This is a genomic window from Nocardia jiangxiensis NBRC 101359 (assembly GCF_000308615.1).
Lineage (GTDB): Bacteria > Actinomycetota > Actinomycetes > Mycobacteriales > Mycobacteriaceae > Nocardia > Nocardia jiangxiensis.
Window position 1 is genome coordinate 95,925 of the sequence record NZ_BAGB01000068.1, and the last position, 16,990, is coordinate 112,914.

Genomic DNA, 16,990 nt, shown 5'->3' on the forward strand with positions numbered 1-16,990 from the left:
ACCGCACATCTGGAGAATGCGCGAAGCACGTGTGAACTCGTCCGCCACCCCGCCCGACGCTGTGATTGATTCGGCGGGGTGTACCGGTTGTGAGGTTTACCTCTTCTGCCGCGAATCGCGGATCACCCGGCGGTTCGGATCACCAACCGTCCGCACCGCGAACCGGGACGTTCACGAAACTCGGATTTCGCGGATCGAGCTGCACGTGCTCGGGCTTCAGGCCGGTGTCGATCAGCATCGGCATGATCGGCAGCCCCTTGGGGAAGTTCCCGGCGAACACGTCCACCCGCAGGCGGTGTCCGGGAGCCAGCACCGCGCGGGTGGCCGGCAGCGCGATATCGAGCGTGGTCGGCACACCCGGCACGGTCGGCTGACGCCGGTCCAGCGAGGTGTAGGCGCGCGGATCGGTGTAATCGCCATTCGCCGAACGCGAACTGTGTGCCTCGTCGACCTGTCGCAGCGAGGCCATCAACTGTCCGGAGGACAACACCGTCGACTGCCCGTCCGGGGCGACGTCGTTCAGCGTCGCCACCCAGTACCCGTCCGCGGCGTCCTGCACGGTCTCCAGATGGACCGCGACCGGACCGGAGATCGTCGTCGCACCCGGCACCGGCGCACTGGTGAAGGTCAGCGCACCGGTCTCGGCGATCCGGGCGTCCTGACCGCACGCGTCGATCACCGCCAGCACGCCCGCGGTGGCCTGCGCGGCATCGTTGGAGCACAGCGTCGTCAGGCCGGGCGCGACGGTCAGCCGAGTGGACTCACCGGTGGGCGTCCCGCTCAGCGATCCGTCGTACGCACTGGACGCGGTACCACTTCGCCTGGCGGACAAGTATATTCGACGATATTTCGCGGCCTCCTCGGCCGGGGCCGACGGACCGAAACCGCCCTGGGTGACCCAACCGCCGCCCTGTTCGCGCAACGTCACCGGGCCGTAGTGATCGATACCGTTGTCGATTCCCTTGAGCCACTTGTCGAACCACGCGCGCTGCAACACGTCCAGGCGCGGCGGCAGACCCGGCTTCCCGGATTCGCTACCGGAGTTCAGGTGATAGGTGTTGCCCATCAGCAACTGCTTGTGCCCCGGCGCGAGCGGAATCTCGTTGTAGATCTTGGATTCCGAATACGTGAACAGATCGTGCCAGCCGCCGGTGACGAAGGTCGGGATGGTGATCCGGCTCGGGTCACCCAGCCACGCTTGGCGTTCGGTGGACACGTCGGTCAGCATCTGGCGCACCCGCGGATCCAGATCCTGCATGCGCGTTCGGGTGTAGGCGCTGATCAACACGTCCATGTAGGTGAACGGATCATCGATGCGGTCGTCGAGCCACCTGGTGTCGAACTTGCCGGTCACCAGCGACTGCAGATCCGGAACCCATTTGAGGCCGTTGATCGCGCTGAGCCACAACGGAATGAAGTTGAATCCGAAGCCGCCGCCGGGCGCGAGCACGTCGTTCACCAGGTCACTGCCCGGCACCACGGGGAAGATCGCTTTCAGGGCGGGCGGATGTTGTTCCGCGGCCTGCACCTGGTTGATGCCCGAATAGGACAGGCCGTTCATCCCGACCTTGCCGTCGGACCAGGACTGGCGCGCGGCCCAATCGATCGTCTCGACGGTGTCCTGCTGCTCGCGCTGCCGCAGCATGTCCCAATCCCCTTGGGAGAAGCCGGTTCCGCGCACATCGACCACGACCTGCGTGTATCCGCTCTCCACCAGTTCGCGGTCCACCGCGAAGTTGCGCAGTTCACCGCCGCCGAACGCCTTGGTCAGATCCGTGATCCCGGACAGCGGGGTGCCGGACAGATCGATCTGCCGGAACAGATTCAGCAGCGCATCGGACAGTCCCGGAATCGAGCCCGCGTGATCGGCCAGATTCGACACCAGTTTGGTGTACGGAGTCATGTTGAGCACGACCGGCGTTCGCACATCGATCGGATGTCCGGCCGGATCGGCGGGACGGTACACGTTGCCTTTCAGCACCGTGCCGTCACTCATCGTGATCGGCACATCCCAATCGATGTGGATGTTCGGATACTGCTGCGGACCGTCCTGCGCAGCCGTCCAGGCGGCGCCCGCGGCGCCGCCGTCGGGCCCGGTCGATTCGGGCGCCGCCGAGGACGTTCCGGCGAAGAAGGGCAGGGCAAGGGTGGCTGCGGTCAACACGACTGCGGCACGGAACGCGTACTTCATCGGACGTGATCCACCTCTCGATCGAACGAAACGAGCGAGAGTTTACCTACCGGCGAGTAAGTTGCAAACCACCGGCTACTGTTACTTGTTGCCGCCCTGGCTCGCCACCGCCGCCGCACCCGCCGCGGCCGCCTCCGGATCCAGGTACTCGCCCGCACCGATCGGGCGCAGATTCTCGTCCAGCTCGTAGCGCAGCGGAATGCCGGTCGGGATGTTCAGCCCGGCGATGTCCTCGTCCGAGATGTCCTCCAGATGCTTGACCAGCGCGCGCAGCGAATTACCGTGCGCGGCAACGAGAACCGTCTTGCCGGTGCGCAGCCGCGGGGCGATGTCCGACTCCCAGTACGGCACCATCCGGGCCACGACGTCCTTCAGGCATTCGGTGGCCGGCGCCTCGATGCCGGCGTAGCGCGGATCGCCGTCCTGGCTGAATTCGCTGCCCGACTCGATCGGCGGCGGCGGCGTGTCGTAACTGCGCCGCCACAGCATGAACTGCTCGTCGCCGTACTTGTCCCGGATCTCGGCCTTGTTCTTGCCCTGCAACGCGCCGTAGTGCCGCTCGTTGAGCCGCCAGTCCCGGATCACCGGAATCCAGTGCCGATCCGCGGCGTCCAGCGCCAGATTCGCGGTGCCGATCGCCCGGCGCAGCAGCGAGGTGAACACGATGTCGGGCAGGATCCCCCGCTCGGCCAGCAGCTCCCCGGCCCGCCGCCCCTCGGCCACACCCTTCTCGGTCAGGTGCACATCCACCCAGCCGGTGAACAGATTCAGGGCATTCCATTCGCTCTCGCCGTGGCGCAGCAACACGAGGGTGTACGTCATGCGGCCCATCGTAGCGGTGGTGGTTTCCGGGCTCCTATGCCTGTTCGACCTCGTATTCGGTGGCCAGGACCGCCGCTCCGACCAGGGTTGCGCCGTGGTCTATCTGGGACGGGACGACGCGCAGGTCGTGCAGGAAGCCGAGGCGGGCGTGCTCGGCGATCGCCGCGCGCATCGGATTCCACAGCGGCTCACCGGATTCGGCGAAACCGCCGCCGATGACGACGCGATCGATGTCCAGCAGTGCCGCGGCGGACGAAATCGCCTGGCCCAGAGCGGTTCCGGCGCGTTCGAGAGCCGCGAGGGCGATCGCGTCACCGCCGTGCGCGGCCTGCGCGAGTTCGATGCCCGAGCGGCCGGTCCAGCCGTGGTCGCGGGCCCAGCGCACCGAGGACATACCGCTGGCGACGGCCTCGACGCAGCCGATACCGCCGCAGCCGCACCGTTCGCGGGAGCCGGGAACCACGATATGGCCGACGTGTCCCGCGTTGCCGGTGCGGCCGAGGGCGAGCTTCCCGTCGGAGATGATCCCGCCGCCGATGCCCGAGGACACCGTCATCGCCAGGCCGTCACGCACCCCGCGCAAGCCCCCGATGTGATGTTCGGCCAGCGCCAGGCAGGCGCCGTCGACCGCGAGCCGCACCCCGGCTCCCGGGAACAACTCGCGTACCGCGTCCACCAGCGCGAATCCCGAACTCCACTCCTGGATATTCAGCGGCGAGGTCGTCCCGGAGCGCACATCCACCGGGCCCGCGGCCCCGATCCCGACGGCGCCGACCCGCTCCTGGCCTGCCACCCCGAGCAGCAACTCCCGGCAGGCATCCCACACCCCCTGCTTCGGCACCGCGATCTGCCGCACGTCCCGAACCCGCTGCCCCGCATCCACGACCCCCGCGGCGAACTTCGTCGCCCCGATATCCAACGCCACACTGATCACAGCCCGAAATCCTCGCACCCCGGACCCGTCCGCGGCAGGGAAACCGCGTTGTGGATCAGGCGGTGAACCCCGGGCCGTCGAAACGGTCGAGGGTGGTGAAGTCCTCGACGGCCGCGCGGCGCAGTTTGGTCGGACGGCGCACGGGGTGCCCCAGGGCCAGCGCGGCGGCGACCGCGAATTCGTCAGGCACGCCGAGCAGAGCGCGGACCTGCGGCTCGTGGCGGGTGAGCATCGTGGTCATGACGCCGCCCAGACCGCGGTCGCGCGCGGCCAGCAGGATGTTCCAGGCGAAGGGGTAGATCGATGCGCCGCCGACCAGGGTGTACCGGTCCAGGTCGCGATCCGGGGCCGCGAGAGCCCGCAGATCGGCCAGCAGCACGATCAGGACGGGCACCTCGTGCAGTTGTTCGGCGAACCTGCCCCGCTTCGCCGCGCTGGCGGGCGCGTCCTGCAACGCCCGCGCCTCGGCCTCCCGATCGGTGACCGGAGCCCACGCCACCAGCCCGGCCCGCCCCATCGCCAGGTACTCGTCCCACCCCGGCAGATACAGATCCCGCAACCCGAGCCGCACCTGCGGATCGCGCACCACGATCGCCCGCCACCCCTGCCGGTTACCGCCACTGGGCGCGAAACGTGCGTCATCGAGAATCTCGTAGACCACACGATCCTCGACCGCCTCATCGGTGAACTCCCGAACCGCCCCCGTGGTCCGCATTGCATCGCTCAGTTCCATGCGCCCATTGTCGATCGCCGGTCCGCACAACCGACCAACCGCCCCGCGAACTCCCGCAGCAGCGCAGGCGTCGGACCTCAGGAATCCTCGGCGTCGACCAGGTGCTCGAAGGCACGCAGATTCTTCAGCGACTCCCCCCGCGACACCCGCCATTTCCATTCGCGCCGAATGGATTCCGCGAAACCGAGTTCGAGCAGAACGTTGAAGTCCGCGTCGACGGCCTCGAGGATCTGACCGAAGATACGGTCCAGTTCGTCCTCGGTGACCGCGTGGGTGGCGATGCGACCGACGAGGTAGATATCGCCCACCCGATCCAGGGTGTAGGCGACGCCGTAGAGCCGGCGGTTGCGGCGCAGCAGGAATTTGTAGACGCCCTCGAAGTTCTCGTCCGGTTTGCGGCAGACGAAGGATTCGGTGCGCACGCCGTGCTTGCCTACGGTCAGCATGACGGTGGTCTTCAGTTTGCGCTCACCGGGCAACACCACGACGAACGTCTGCTCCCCGTCGCGGGTGTACTCCACCTCGCGATCCCGCAGGGTCCGCTCGATCAGTTCCGCGGTCTCGGCGGCGCTCACCGGGCCGCCCCGCTCACCGCACGTCCACTCACCTGCGCACCACTCCCATCCGTCGCCGCCACAACGCCCGCGACCTGGTCTGACCACCGTCGCCCAGCACCGTACCCGCCAACCGCGAGCGCACCCCCCGATGACTCCACAGCGCCTCGGCATAACTGTCCAGCAGTCCCTCGGCGGTGTGCTCCCAGGAGAATTCGGTGGCGTGTTCGGCGGCCGCGACGCCCATCGCGCGCAGACGTCGCGGATCGTCCAGCATCGAGCGCAGCGACGCGGCCCACTCGTCGGTGCGGTGACCACCCACCAACAGCCCCGAAACCCCATCGCGCACAGCGGTTCCCAGTCCGCCGACGTGCGCGGCGAGCACCGGGGTACCGCTGGCCTGCGCCTCGATGGCGACCAGGCCGAACGATTCGTTGTAGCTGGGCACCGCGACGACGTCCGCGGCCCGGTACACCTGTACCAGCCGCTGCGGGGCCTGCGGCGGCAGGAAGGTCACCCGGTCCGCGATGCCCAGCGAGGCGGCGAGTTCGATCAACGCGTCGGGGCGTTCGAGTCCGGTGCCGGACGGGCCGCCCACGATCAACACCCGCAGCGCGCGGCCGGGTTGCTCGCGCAGCACCTGCGCGGCGGCGTGCACCAGCACGTCGGGGGCCTTGAGCGGCTGGATCCGGCCGACGAAGGCGACCACCTGCTCATCGGGAGAGATACCCAGCTCGGCACGGGCGGCGGCCTTGTCGCCGGGACGATAACGCGCCAGATCCGCACCGGGCAGCACCACATCGATGCGCTCGGGATCCGCCCCGTACAGCTCGACCAGCTGCCGGGCCTCCTCGGCGGTATTGGCGATCAGCCGATCGGTCTCCTCGACGAGCTGACGTTCGCCGATCTCCCGGGCCTTGGGTTCGGGCGCGTCACCCTCGGCGAGATAGGCGTTCTTCACCGCGGCGAGCGTGTGCGCGGTGTGCACCTGCGGCACCCGCCAGCGATCGCGGGCCAGCCAGCCGACCTGCCCGGACAACCAGTAGTGCGAGTGGATGAGGTCGTAGTGGCCGGGCAGCTGCCGGGCCTCCTGCCGCAGCACCTCGGCCGCGAACGGGCACAGTTGCGTGGGCAGATCGTGTTTGTCCAGGCCCTCGAACGGTCCCGCGACCACATTGCGCACCAGTACGCCCGGTGCGGCCTCGACCACCGGTTCGTCGCCCGAGGAGGTCGCGCGGGTGAAGATCTCCACCTCGACCCCGCGGCGCGCCAGCTGAATCGCGGTCTGCAGCACGTAGACGTTCATCCCACCCGCGTCGCCGGTACCCGGCTGCGCCAGCGGCGAGGTGTGCACCGATAACACGGCTATCCGATTCGGCCGTACATCCGCGCGTTGACTCACCACCTTTCCAGTGTGCACGTCCCGTGCCGCGCGCCGATGCGGCCTGGACCTCCAAGTGAGAGTCGTCACAATACGTTCGCCGACATACCGCGCGGCAGTGGATCTTTCAGTCGAGCGATTCGACGAAAGCGGTGACCTCGGTGACGAAACGGTCCGGGTCCTCGATGAACAGGCCGTGCTGCGCGCCGTCCCAGTAGGAGGTGCGCACGTCCGCGGCGGCCTCCGCGATGTAGCGGCCGTTATCGATGGGGACCACCGGATCGGCGGTGCCGTGCAGGACCAGGACCGGGACGTCCAGGGCGCGCAGCATCGCGGTGTTGTCGACGGTGCGGTAGAACAGCGCCTTGCGCACCCGCGGCGCCGTGGACAGACTGCCGCCGAACAGGCGCTGCGCATCGCCGCCCTTGTCCCGCGCGGTACCGGTGTTCGCACTGCCGAAGGCCGCGAATCCGCGCATCGCCTTACCCGCGCTCTCCTCGAACACGTCGGGAATCGCCTTCTGCATGGCCGGACCGGGTTCCGCGCCGGGCACCCCGCGCCCGATCCCGGCCTGCGAACCGCAGTACACCACCCCGGCCACCGCGCCCGTGCCGTTCACCGCGAGGTAGTCGCTGAGCACGATCCCGCCGTAGGACCAGCCCAGCAGCACCGCCCCGGTCTCGACGCCTTCCGCCGCCAGCACCGCCGCGACATCGGCTGCCCAGTTCTTCGGATCGTCGTATCCGCTCTCGGGCGCATCGGAATACCCGTGCCCGCGCAGATCGACCGCGATCACCCGGAACCGCCGGGCCAGCTCCTCGCCCGCGACACCCCAGTTCCGCAGATTCCCCGCCCACCCGTGCAACAGAACCAGCGGTCGCCCGCCCTCGGGCCCGCTCACCCGATAGACGATCCCGGCCCCGTCCGCACTGACAACTTCCCGAATACCCATGCCCGCGAGACTAGCCAGCCCGCCGCGACGCGAGCGGCGCCACCGCTGCGGGCCGGGCAGTCCACAATGGCCGGGATGCTGGGCAAACCCCGGGCACATAAGCTTCAGGTATGAGTACTCGTAGTGCTGTTGTTACCGGGGCCAGTTCGGGGATCGGCGAGGCTACCGCCCGTGAGCTGGCGAAACAGGGGTACCACGTGTACGTGGGGGCGCGGCGGGTGGACCGGCTGGAAAAGCTCGCGCAGGAGATCGGCGGGACGGCGCTGGCGTTGGACGTAACCGACGACGAGTCGGTGCGGGCGTTCTGCGACGCGGTCGAGCGGGTCGACGTACTGGTCAACAATGCGGGCGGGGCCAAGGGGCTGGCCACGGTGGCCGAGGCGGATCTGGACGACTGGCGGTGGATGTGGGAGACCAACGTGCTGGGCACGTTGCGGCTGACCAAGGCACTGCTGCCGAAGCTGATCGCCTCCGGTGACGGACTGATCGTCACCGTCACCTCGATCGCCGCCTTCGACACCTACGACAACGGCTCGGGCTACACCTCGGCCAAACACGCCCAGGGCGTCCTGCACCGCACGCTGCGCGGCGAACTGCTCGGCCAGCCGGTGCGGCTCACCGAAATCGCCCCGGGCGCAGTGGAAACCGAGTTCTCCCTGGTCCGCTTCGACGGCGATACCGACCGCGCCGCCAAGGTCTACGAGGGCATCGATCCGCTACTGGCCCAGGACATCGCCGAGATCATCGCGTTCGCCGCCAGCCGCCCGGCCCACGTCGACCTGGACACCATCGTCGTGAAGCCGCGCGACCAGGCCGGGCCGGGTCGCTTCGCGCGCCGGTCCTGAGCTGTACAGCGGCACAACAGAATTCACACACCTGCTCGGCCCGTGATCAACGTCGATTCCGGGCCGCACGCATGCCTCCAGGCGCGGCCCCGACAGGCATTCGCCATCCCGATCGAAGCCTGATCATCCGGCATATCGAATACCGTTGGCGTGCAACAACTATCGGCCGAGGGCATCAGCTGTCCGCAGTCGAGGTGATACGCCCCGGCCGTAACTCAGTTGCCTCCGGGCGGCCCCGGGGGGACCGGTGTCGCGGAGACGACGGGTGCGGGCTGCCCCTGCAACGCCGACATCGACTGCCACTTGTCCCAGGAGATCGTCCAGTCGTAGATGTCGCCGTCGGCGGCCGACAGGGCGATGGAGGTGCCGGTGACCTCGACCGGGTCGCCGTACAGGGCGGTCGGGAAGTACTTCTGGGCGTCGGCGGTGCTGAGGTTGATGCAGCCGTTGGTGACGTTCGAATTGCCTTGTGCGCCAGCGGACATCGGGTTCGCGTGGATGAACTCGCCGTTGTTCGAGATGCGCACGGCCCACCGCTCGCGGGCATTGGTGTAGAACGGCGGATTCGACATCGTGAAATCCTCGTACTTCTCGGTCACCACGTGGATGCCCGAGCGAGTCACGTTGCGCGTCTCATTGCCCTCGCCGTAGCTGCACGCGAAATCGAACAGCGTCGCACCGTCGCGGATCACCTGCACGCGGTGCGTCGAGGCGGCGCCCTTGACGATCTGGCTGCGGCCGATCTTGAACGAGGAGGTCAGATCCGAGTCGCCGAAGTTGCCGCCGCCCATGTTCAGCCCGTACAGCTTGGCCGCGAAATCGACCGTCGTCCCCGGGGCCCAGTACTCCTTGGGCCGCCAGTGCGCCCGCGACCCGCCGTTGTCGTCGGGCAGCCACGCCCAGCCGCCCTCGGTGGGCGGATTGGTGGTGACGGTGAACGACTTCTCGGTGGCCGCCTTGTCCGTCACATGACCTTTGAACTGCAACATGATCGGTGCGGCGATGCCGACTTCCTGGCCGTCGCCGACATTCACCGTCGCGGGCACGGTTTTCTTCGGCGACAACGTGGTGAACTTGCCGTCGATCGCGACGGGCTTACCGTCCGTGCCGACCGCGGTGCCGGACCAGCTGTAGGTCACGCCGTAGCCGAGCGGTTCGCCGATCTTGTAACTGGTCTTGTCGGGGGAGAGCATCCCGTCGACCTGCTTGCCGTCGGCATTGCTCAGCGCGATCTGCTTGATCGTGCCGTTGGCGACCTTGGCCGAGATCGGCGCGACCGGGCTCACGTCGGCGGCGCCCGCGCCCGGCTCGAAGGTCACCTTCGCGACCGGAGCCTTCTGCTGCGGCGAACTGCCCCCGCCGCCGTCGCTCGAACATCCCGCCACGAACGCGGCCGCCGCCAGCTGAGCCATCCCCGCGAGCGCGACGCGTCGGCTGGTAACTCTTCGAATGCTCACTTCCGCGAATCTACCGCGTAAGTTTTCCGGCTCCGACCGAGTTTCGGGTGGTTCGCGCCACGCTCTCAGAGTGTCGAGCCGACGATCACCGGCTCGGGTTCCAACCGGATCCCGAAGCGTTCCGCGACGCCGTCGCGCACGGCACGCGCCAGCTCCAGCAGGTCCGCGGCGCTCGCATCACCCCTGTTGGTCAGTGCCAACGTGTGTTTGGTGGACAACCGGGCGGGAGCTGGAGTACCCGGATATCCCTTACCGAAACCGGCCCTTTCGATCAACCAACCCGCGGAGAACTTCACCCCTGCTACCGACGGGTAGGCAGGCACTGTGACATCCCCCACATACCTCGCAATCGCGGCACGCACCTCGGCCTCCCGTTCCGGCGACACCACCGGATTGGTGAAGAACGACCCGGCGCTCCAGGTGTCGTGATCCGCGGCGTCGAGCACCATTCCCTTGCCCGCACGCAGCCGCAACACCGCCTCGCGCACCTGCTGCGCCGGACGGGTTTCCCCCTCGGCGGCATCCAGCGCGGCGGCCAGCTCGCGATAGTTCAGCGGCGCGCTGCGCCCGTCCGGATTCAAGGCGAACTCGACGGCCAGCACCACCGACCGATCACTGTGCTTGAGCACCGAGGTCCGATAGCCGAAACCGAGTTCCTGCGGTGCGGCCCAACGAATCTCGCCGGACCCACGATCCAGCAGCCGCACCCGCCGCAACAGCTGCGCCACCTCCACCCCGTACGCCCCGACGTTCTGCACCGGCGTCGCACCCGCCGACCCGGGAATCCCGGAAAGGCATTCCAGCCCGCCGAATCCGGCCGCGACGCTCGCCGCGACCACCTCGTCCCACACCGCGCCCGCCTCGGCCACCACCCCGTCATCGCCGAATTCGATTCCGCGCGTGGCGATCCGGACCACGACCCCGCCGAATCCGGCGTCGTCGATCAGCAGATTCGACCCGCCCGCCAGCAGCAGCACCGGAACTCCGGCCGCGTCCAGCGTGCGCACCGTCGCGACCAGGGCCTCGACGCTCTCGCAGTCCGCGACCGTGGCCGGGCCGCCGACCCGCAACGTGGTCAGCCCGGCCAGCGGGACCGAATTGCGCACCCGCGCACCGGTTGCGGCCAGCAGTTCGGTCACGTCCTCGAACGGCACCACCTGAGATGTACGCACAGTCACAGACGGTAGCCTGTTCGACCATGGCGACACCTCTGGCCTTCACCGCGAACTACCAATTCTCGACCGCGGCCGTACGCGCGGCGTTCGCGGACGAGCAGTACTGGAAGGACCGTCTCGCCGAGGTCGGCGGGCCGGACGCGCGCCTGGAATCCTTCGAGTACGACGGCGAGCAGTTGCGTGTGGCGATGGTGCAGTCGATCCCCGAGGCCGAGCTGCCCAGCGCGCTGACCTCGGTACGTCCCGGCAATCTGGTCATCCCGCGCACCGAGACCTACTCCGAATCCCAGGAGGCCGGTGTTTTCGAGGCCCATGTGGAGGGTGCGCCCGCGGAAGTGCGCGGCACGGTCACCCTCAGCGGTGACGACACGCAGGTGCGGGCGGTCGTCGAGGGCACGGTCGCGGTGAGCGTGCCGCTGTTCGGCAAGAAGATCGAGGCAGTGGTCGCTGAGAAGTTGCTGGAGCTGCTCGCGGCGGAGGCGGAGTTCACCAGTACCTGGATCGCGAACCGCTGAGCGACCAGTAACCTAACTCCCCATGCCCCGCCGACTCGCCTACTCAGCCCGTTATCCGCTGCACACCACCAAGGAGGTGTACGCGGCGCTGTCCGACCGCGCGTACTGGGATGCGCGGATGGCGAAGATGCGCGAGTACTCCCCCAACGAGGTGGTCTCGCTGGAGGCGGGCGACGGCGGTATCGAGGTGGTGCTCGAGCACGTCCTGCCCCGTCACATGCTGCCCGACCTGGCGCAGACGGTGATGCGCAAGGACATGATCATCGCCCGCACCGAGACGTACGGCCCGTACGGTCCCGAGGTCGACGGCGAGTTCGACGCGACGATTCCGTCCGCGCCCGGCACCCTCAACGGGAAGATGCACCTGTTCCCCACCGATACCGGCTGCACGCTGCGCACCACGCCGACGGCGCGGGTGAGCATCCCGCTGCTCGGGCCCAGGCTCGAACAGCTGATGCTGATCAACCTGATCGACCTGCTGCGCGCCGAGGCCGAATTCACGACGCAATGGCTGGAAGAGCAGAACCCGACGAGCTGAGGGGGCCGGGATCGGACAGCCCGCTCGCGCCCGGTGGCCCGGCCGACGCATCCCGCAGACCACTCGGCACGTCCGGCAGATCGGCCAACGCGTCCGGTAAGGCACCGCGCGCATCCGGTAAACCGCTCGGCGCGATCACCCGGGGCACGACCGGGATCAACCGGTTGCGGCGCAGCGATCGCTGGCTGATCCACGACGAACTGGTCCGCACCCGTGTCCGCGAGGCCGACGACCCCCTCGTGGTCGACCTCGGGTACGGCGCGAGTCCGGTGACGACCCTGGAGCTGGCCGCGCGGCTGCGCCGGGTACGCCACGACGTGCGGGTGGTCGGACTCGAGATCGATCCCGAACGCGTCGTGCCCGGCCGGGACGGGGTGCGCTTCGCCCGCGGCGGTTTCGAACTCGCGGGTCTGCGCCCGGTTCTGGTGCGCGCGTTCAACGTGCTGCGGCAGTATCCGGAGGAGGCCGTCGCCTCGGCGTGGGACACGATCCTGCGCGGCCTGGCGCCCGGCGGCCTGCTGCTCGAGGGCACCTGCGACGAACTCGGCCGCCGCTGCGCCTGGGTGCTGCTGGACCGTTCCGGCCCGCTCTCGCTCACCCTGGCCTGGGATCCGTTCACCGTCGAGCGTCCCTCGGACCTGGCCGAACGCCTCCCGAAGGCGCTGATCCACCGCAACGTCCCCGGCGAACCGATCCACACCCTGCTCACCGCCGCCGATCGCGCCTGGGCGCACGCCGCACCGCTCGCCCCCTACGGCCCGCGTACCCGCTGGCGACGGACCGCGGAAATCCTGCGCGAGAACGGATTTCCGGTCCGCCCCTACCGCCGCCGCATGCGCGACTGCGTACTCTCGGTGCCCTGGCACGTGGTCGCGCCCGCAAAGGCTTGAAGCACAACGATATTCACCCCGCAGGCCGGTGGCGCGCGGATGTATTCAGGCCCGATCCACCGAACGCCTGAGTCGTTCGGCGGCATGGGCGGGCAGAGCCCCTGCGGCAGTGTAGATCTCGTCGCCGTCGCAGCGGTGGATGGCGACCGCGTCGGCGACCACCTCGTCCAGCGCGATCTGGCCGATACCGGATTCGGCCAGATCCAGGATCGTGCGCAGCGGGGTGGTCAGCAGGAACGCACCCGCCGATTCGACGTCGTCGCGGCGCAGCGTGCGGCGCAGCACGACCAGTCCGGGTGAGCTGGGCAGTCGGCCTCCGCTGGCGGACATGTGCACGAATCGCGGGCGCAACCGGCCCAGGCCGTGCAGTTCGGCCGCACTGTGATGGGAGACCGCGGCCGCACCGTCGAACCAGGCCGACCACTTCGCATAGTCGTCCAGCGGACCGGGCGGCCAATCGCCCAGCCGCATCAAACCGACCCCGACCCGCAGCACCCGGCCCTCGTCCAGCGCCGCGCGGATCAACTCCTCGCACCCGGAACGGACCACCGTGCGGGTGGTGAAGTATCCGGCGTACCGGCCAGCGAGCCGCCGCAGCACCGACCACGCCTGTTCCGGATCGCGCCCCCGCCCGGCCACACTCGTCTGCCGACGTTCCCGGGGCCCGGCGTTGTTGCGCGGATTACGGCCTCCGGGCCCGCCGCTGGCGGCACCGGATTCCCTGGACATGCGATCCAGGCTACGCCCGGAGCGTGTGCGGTATGTCACAATCGGGCACGACTCGCAATCGATCCTTCAATCGTTCCACAGAACGAACTCAGAAAGTTCGGGAAGAATCGCAACCATGAGCCTTCCAGACCCCGCGACCGCCGCGCCGCGCCGCGGCCGGAACGTGCGCCGAATTGTGCTGATCGTCGGAATCGTGATCGTGCTGGCTGTGGTCGGCACCGCGGTCGGCTTCGAAACCTATGCCCGCAAACACTTTTCGCAATGTATCGCGACCCAGCTCGAAAAGAGCCTGGGCAGCAAGGTTTCGGTGAGCTTCGGCGCGAAACCCCTGTTGCTCACCTACCTCGACCACAAGGTCGGCTCGGTCACGGTGAACAGTGACGACGCGCAGTTCGGCCCGGCGGTCGGCATGAAGGTGCGCGCCACGCTCAACAACATCGCCATGAACGGGAACGACGCCACCGTCGCCAGCTCCAGCGCCGAGGCCAACTGGAGCGACGACGGGATCGCCCAGACACTGCAGGGCCTGGTCTCGGGCGTCACGTCGAATCCGAGTTCGGGCACGCTGGATGTGAAGGTGCTCGGCGGTCTGGCGGATCTGGAGCTGACCCCGCGCATCGTGAACGACAAGATCCAGGTCGACACCAACAAGGCCACGCTGCTCGGCGTGATCGGCATCCCCAACGATCTGGTCGACAACATCGTGCAGTCGATGACCAAGAGTCTGCAGAGCTATCCGCTCGACATGCATCCGAGTCAGTTGACCGTCACCGATTCGGGTATCGATGTGAAACTCGCCGGCGGCCCGAGCACCATGCAGGCCGACCCCAACACCCAGGTCAGCTGCTGAGCCGGTGGCCTATTCCGGGAACCCTTGCAGCACAGCGCGAGACGCGGACATACCGAGTCTGGTCGCCCCCGCGGCGATCAGCTCGGCCGCGAATTCCGCGGTGCGGATACCGCCGCTGGCCTTGACGCCCAACCGCCCGCCGACGGTATCGGCCATGATCCGGACCGCCCGCACGTCGGCTCCGCCCGCGGGATGAAATCCGGTGGAGGTCTTCACGAAGTCTGCGCCGGCCCGTTCGGCGGTACGGCACACCTCGGCGATCGTCGGATCGGGCAGCGCCGCGGATTCGATGATCACCTTCAGCACCGTGTCCCGGCCCACCGCCTCGCGCACCGTGACGATATCGGCCAGGACGGCGTTGTAGTCCTGCGCCAACACCACGCCGACGTCGATGACCATGTCGACCTCGGCCGCGCCCTGTTCCACCGCCAACCGCGCCTCACTGCCCTTGATCAGCGAATGATGTTTGCCCGAAGGGAATCCCGCGACGGTGGCGACGACGAGTCCGGGCGCGCGGACCGGCAGCATCGACGGCGACAGGCATACCGCGTAGACGCCCAGCTCCCGCGCCTCATCGATGGTGGCGGCGACGTCCGCGGCGGTGGCGCCCGGGGCGAGCAGGGTGTGGTCGATCATCGCGGCCACCTCCCGGCGGGTGAGCGCGCGATCTCCGGTCTGCGGCGAGGTATCGGCCATGGGCACAGAGTCTGGCACATCGGCCGCGACGCGCTCGGCCCGAGGACCTGCGCGCCTGCGGCGGAACGAATTTCGTTGCGTTCGGACCTGCTCGTCCCGCACACTCGTGAGGGCCGGTCGTGCGGGCAGCAGTCGTATCACCACGGATGCGACCGGGCGCAGTCGAAGGGGAGGAGACGGCACCGTGCTGATCCGTCGTGAACGGACCGGCGACATCCCCGCGATCGATGCGGTGCATCGAGCCGCGTTCGCCCGGTCCGGGGCAACAGCTGAACCTGCCGAAGTCGATCTGGTTCATCGCCTACGCGCCGATTCCGCCTGGATACCGACGTTGTCGCTGGTCGCGGAGAGCATCGATCAGGTGGTCGGGCACGTGTGCCTCACCCGCGCCGGAGTGGGCCCGTATCCGGTGCTGGCCCTGGGACCGATCGGCGTCCTGCCCGAACATCAGCGCGCCCGCGTCGGCTCGGCCCTGATGCATGCGGCCCTCGGCGCGGCCGACGCCCTGGACGAACCGTTGGTCGGTCTGCTCGGCAGCCCGGAGTACTACCCGCGCTTCGGTTTCCAGCCCGGCTCCCGCCTCGGCATCGTCCCGAACGAACCCGCCTGGACCTCCCATTTCCAGGTTCGCCCGCTCACCACCTACGAACCCGGCATCACCGGCGAATTCCACTACCCGGAGCCGTTCTACGCACTCTGAGCCAGAGGGGCCTTCGCCACCTGCGAGGATGGGGGCATGAGCGAGCGGATGGTGCGGGGATGAGCGCGGCGGATGAGGATCGGCGGTTCGTGCTGACGCTCGGCTGTCCGGACCGGCCGGGAATCATCGCCCGGATCACCTCGTTCATCGCCGGGTTCGGCGGATCGATCATGGAGGCCGGGTATCACTCGGACATCGACTCCGGGTGGTTCTTCACCCGGCAGGCGATCACCGCGTCGACGGTGCCGTTCGGGCTGGACGAGTTGCGGGCGCGGTTCGCCGAGGTCGCGGCGGAGTTCGGGCCCGAAACCGACTGGCAGCTGCTCGATTCGGGCGTGCGCCGGCGCGCGGTGCTGCTGGTCAGCCGGGATGCGCACTGCCTGCACGATCTGCTGGGCCGCGCCGCGAGCGGTGAGCTGCCCGCGACCATCGAGACGGTGATCGGCAACCATCCCGATCTCGCCGATGTGACCCGGGCGCACAACGTGGAATTCCACTACGTCCCGTTCCCGAAGGATCCGGCCGAACGCGGCCCGTCCTTCGCCCGGGTGCGCGAACTGGTCGACGCGCACGATCCGCATGCGGTGGTGCTGGCCCGATTCATGCAGGTGATGCCGCCGGATCTGTGCGAGCACTGGGCGGGCCGCGCGATCAACATCCACCACAGCTTCCTGCCCTCGTTCGTCGGCGCCCGCCCCTACCACCAGGCCTTCGCCCGCGGCGTCAAACTGATCGGCGCGACCTGCCACTACGTCACCGCCGAACTCGACGCGGGCCCGATCATCGAACAGGACGTCATCCGCATCGACCACGGCGACGAGGTCCGCGACATGGTCCGCCAGGGCCGCGACATCGAACGCGTCGTCCTGGCCCGCGGCCTGCGCTGGCACCTGGAAGGCCGAGTCCTGGTCCACGGCCGCCGCACAGTCGTATTCAGCTGATTTCCAGCGGCGAAGCGTCTCCGTCCGCCGGAACCCTCAGGCCAACAACGCCAACCCCCAAGGTTTTCCGCGCGGGCTCGTCGTTGC

General features: G+C 68.6%; 18 protein-coding genes. 7 read left to right on the forward strand and 11 right to left on the reverse strand.

What is annotated here, in order from left to right; genetic code table 11:
• Window positions 1-139: 139 nt before the first annotated feature.
• From ON40_RS29775 to ON40_RS29805, 7 genes are all read right to left on the reverse strand, one after another.
• A complete protein-coding gene (locus ON40_RS29775) occupies window positions 140-2,191 on the reverse strand; it encodes a CocE/NonD family hydrolase (protein WP_040828195.1) in 2,052 nt (683 codons plus the stop codon).
• Between the two features lie 81 nt (window positions 2,192-2,272).
• On the reverse strand, window positions 2,273-3,013 hold the full coding sequence (locus tag ON40_RS29780; RefSeq protein WP_040828451.1) for a phosphoglyceromutase: 741 nt from the start codon (window positions 3,011-3,013) through the stop codon (window positions 2,273-2,275).
• Window positions 3,014-3,047: 34 nt separating this feature from the next.
• Window positions 3,048-3,947: an ROK family protein gene (locus tag ON40_RS29785; protein ID WP_040828196.1), complete on the reverse strand. Its 900-nt coding sequence runs from the start codon at window positions 3,945-3,947 to the stop codon at window positions 3,048-3,050.
• Between the two features lie 55 nt (window positions 3,948-4,002).
• Window positions 4,003-4,680 carry a nitroreductase family protein gene (locus ON40_RS29790; protein WP_040828197.1) on the reverse strand — a complete coding sequence of 226 codons (678 nt, stop codon included), beginning with the start codon at window positions 4,678-4,680 and terminating at the stop codon, window positions 4,003-4,005.
• Between the two features lie 77 nt (window positions 4,681-4,757).
• Entirely contained in the window at window positions 4,758-5,255 is a 498-nt protein-coding gene (locus ON40_RS29795; protein WP_040828198.1) for a type III secretion system chaperone family protein, read from the reverse strand.
• A 28-nt stretch (window positions 5,256-5,283) separates the two neighbouring features.
• Window positions 5,284-6,636 (reverse strand): D-inositol-3-phosphate glycosyltransferase, encoded by a 1,353-nt coding sequence (mshA, locus tag ON40_RS29800; protein WP_373281997.1) that lies wholly within the window; start codon window positions 6,634-6,636, stop codon window positions 5,284-5,286.
• A gap of 106 nt (window positions 6,637-6,742) precedes the next feature.
• Window positions 6,743-7,567 carry an alpha/beta fold hydrolase gene (locus ON40_RS29805; RefSeq protein ID WP_040828200.1) on the reverse strand — a complete coding sequence of 275 codons (825 nt, stop codon included), beginning with the start codon at window positions 7,565-7,567 and terminating at the stop codon, window positions 6,743-6,745.
• Between the two features lie 110 nt (window positions 7,568-7,677).
• Between ON40_RS29805 and ON40_RS29810 the strand changes: the two genes are divergently transcribed.
• On the forward strand, window positions 7,678-8,412 hold the full coding sequence (locus ON40_RS29810) for an SDR family NAD(P)-dependent oxidoreductase (protein ID WP_040828201.1): 735 nt from the start codon (window positions 7,678-7,680) through the stop codon (window positions 8,410-8,412).
• Between the two features lie 215 nt (window positions 8,413-8,627).
• On the opposite strand, the gene ON40_RS29815 is transcribed toward ON40_RS29810, so the two are convergent.
• Complete coding sequence (locus ON40_RS29815; protein ID WP_051193730.1) at window positions 8,628-9,824, reverse strand: L,D-transpeptidase; 1,197 nt, start codon at window positions 9,822-9,824, stop codon at window positions 8,628-8,630.
• A 110-nt stretch (window positions 9,825-9,934) separates the two neighbouring features.
• Window positions 9,935-11,026 (reverse strand): UDP-N-acetylmuramate dehydrogenase, encoded by a 1,092-nt coding sequence (locus ON40_RS29820; RefSeq protein WP_083896027.1) that lies wholly within the window; start codon window positions 11,024-11,026, stop codon window positions 9,935-9,937.
• Between the two features lie 41 nt (window positions 11,027-11,067).
• Between ON40_RS29820 and ON40_RS29825 the strand changes: the two genes are divergently transcribed.
• The 3 genes from ON40_RS29825 to ON40_RS29835 are packed head-to-tail and all read left to right on the forward strand — an operon-like array spanning window position 11,068 to window position 12,987.
• Window positions 11,068-11,559, forward strand: a complete 492-nt coding sequence (locus tag ON40_RS29825) for a DUF2505 domain-containing protein (RefSeq protein WP_040828203.1) — start codon at window positions 11,068-11,070, stop codon at window positions 11,557-11,559.
• 22 nt (window positions 11,560-11,581) lie between these two features.
• Window positions 11,582-12,097 carry a DUF2505 domain-containing protein gene (locus tag ON40_RS29830; RefSeq protein ID WP_040828204.1) on the forward strand — a complete coding sequence of 172 codons (516 nt, stop codon included), beginning with the start codon at window positions 11,582-11,584 and terminating at the stop codon, window positions 12,095-12,097.
• A complete protein-coding gene (locus ON40_RS29835; protein WP_306305400.1) occupies window positions 12,067-12,987 on the forward strand; it encodes a class I SAM-dependent methyltransferase in 921 nt (306 codons plus the stop codon). The genes ON40_RS29830 and ON40_RS29835 overlap by 31 nt, the downstream gene beginning before the upstream one ends.
• 45 nt (window positions 12,988-13,032) lie before the next feature.
• Here the strand turns inward: ON40_RS29835 and ON40_RS29840 are convergent, their stop codons facing one another.
• Window positions 13,033-13,716 (reverse strand): type IV toxin-antitoxin system AbiEi family antitoxin, encoded by a 684-nt coding sequence (locus ON40_RS29840; RefSeq protein ID WP_245568049.1) that lies wholly within the window; start codon window positions 13,714-13,716, stop codon window positions 13,033-13,035.
• A gap of 115 nt (window positions 13,717-13,831) precedes the next feature.
• On the opposite strand from ON40_RS29840, the gene ON40_RS29845 reads away from it, so the two are divergent.
• Window positions 13,832-14,566 carry an LmeA family phospholipid-binding protein gene (locus ON40_RS29845; RefSeq protein WP_051193731.1) on the forward strand — a complete coding sequence of 245 codons (735 nt, stop codon included), beginning with the start codon at window positions 13,832-13,834 and terminating at the stop codon, window positions 14,564-14,566.
• 9 nt (window positions 14,567-14,575) lie between these two features.
• On the opposite strand, the gene deoC is transcribed toward ON40_RS29845, so the two are convergent.
• Window positions 14,576-15,262, reverse strand: coding sequence for a deoxyribose-phosphate aldolase (gene deoC / locus ON40_RS29850; RefSeq protein ID WP_040828205.1), 687 nt, complete (start codon window positions 15,260-15,262; stop codon window positions 14,576-14,578).
• 184 nt (window positions 15,263-15,446) lie between these two features.
• Here deoC and ON40_RS29855 point away from each other — a divergent pair, with 184 nt between their 5' ends.
• Entirely contained in the window at window positions 15,447-15,962 is a 516-nt protein-coding gene (locus ON40_RS29855; protein ID WP_040828206.1) for a GNAT family N-acetyltransferase, read from the forward strand.
• Window positions 15,963-16,021: 59 nt separating this feature from the next.
• Complete coding sequence (gene purU, locus ON40_RS29860; protein WP_040828207.1) at window positions 16,022-16,903, forward strand: formyltetrahydrofolate deformylase; 882 nt, start codon at window positions 16,022-16,024, stop codon at window positions 16,901-16,903.
• Window positions 16,904-16,990 lie beyond the last annotated feature (87 nt).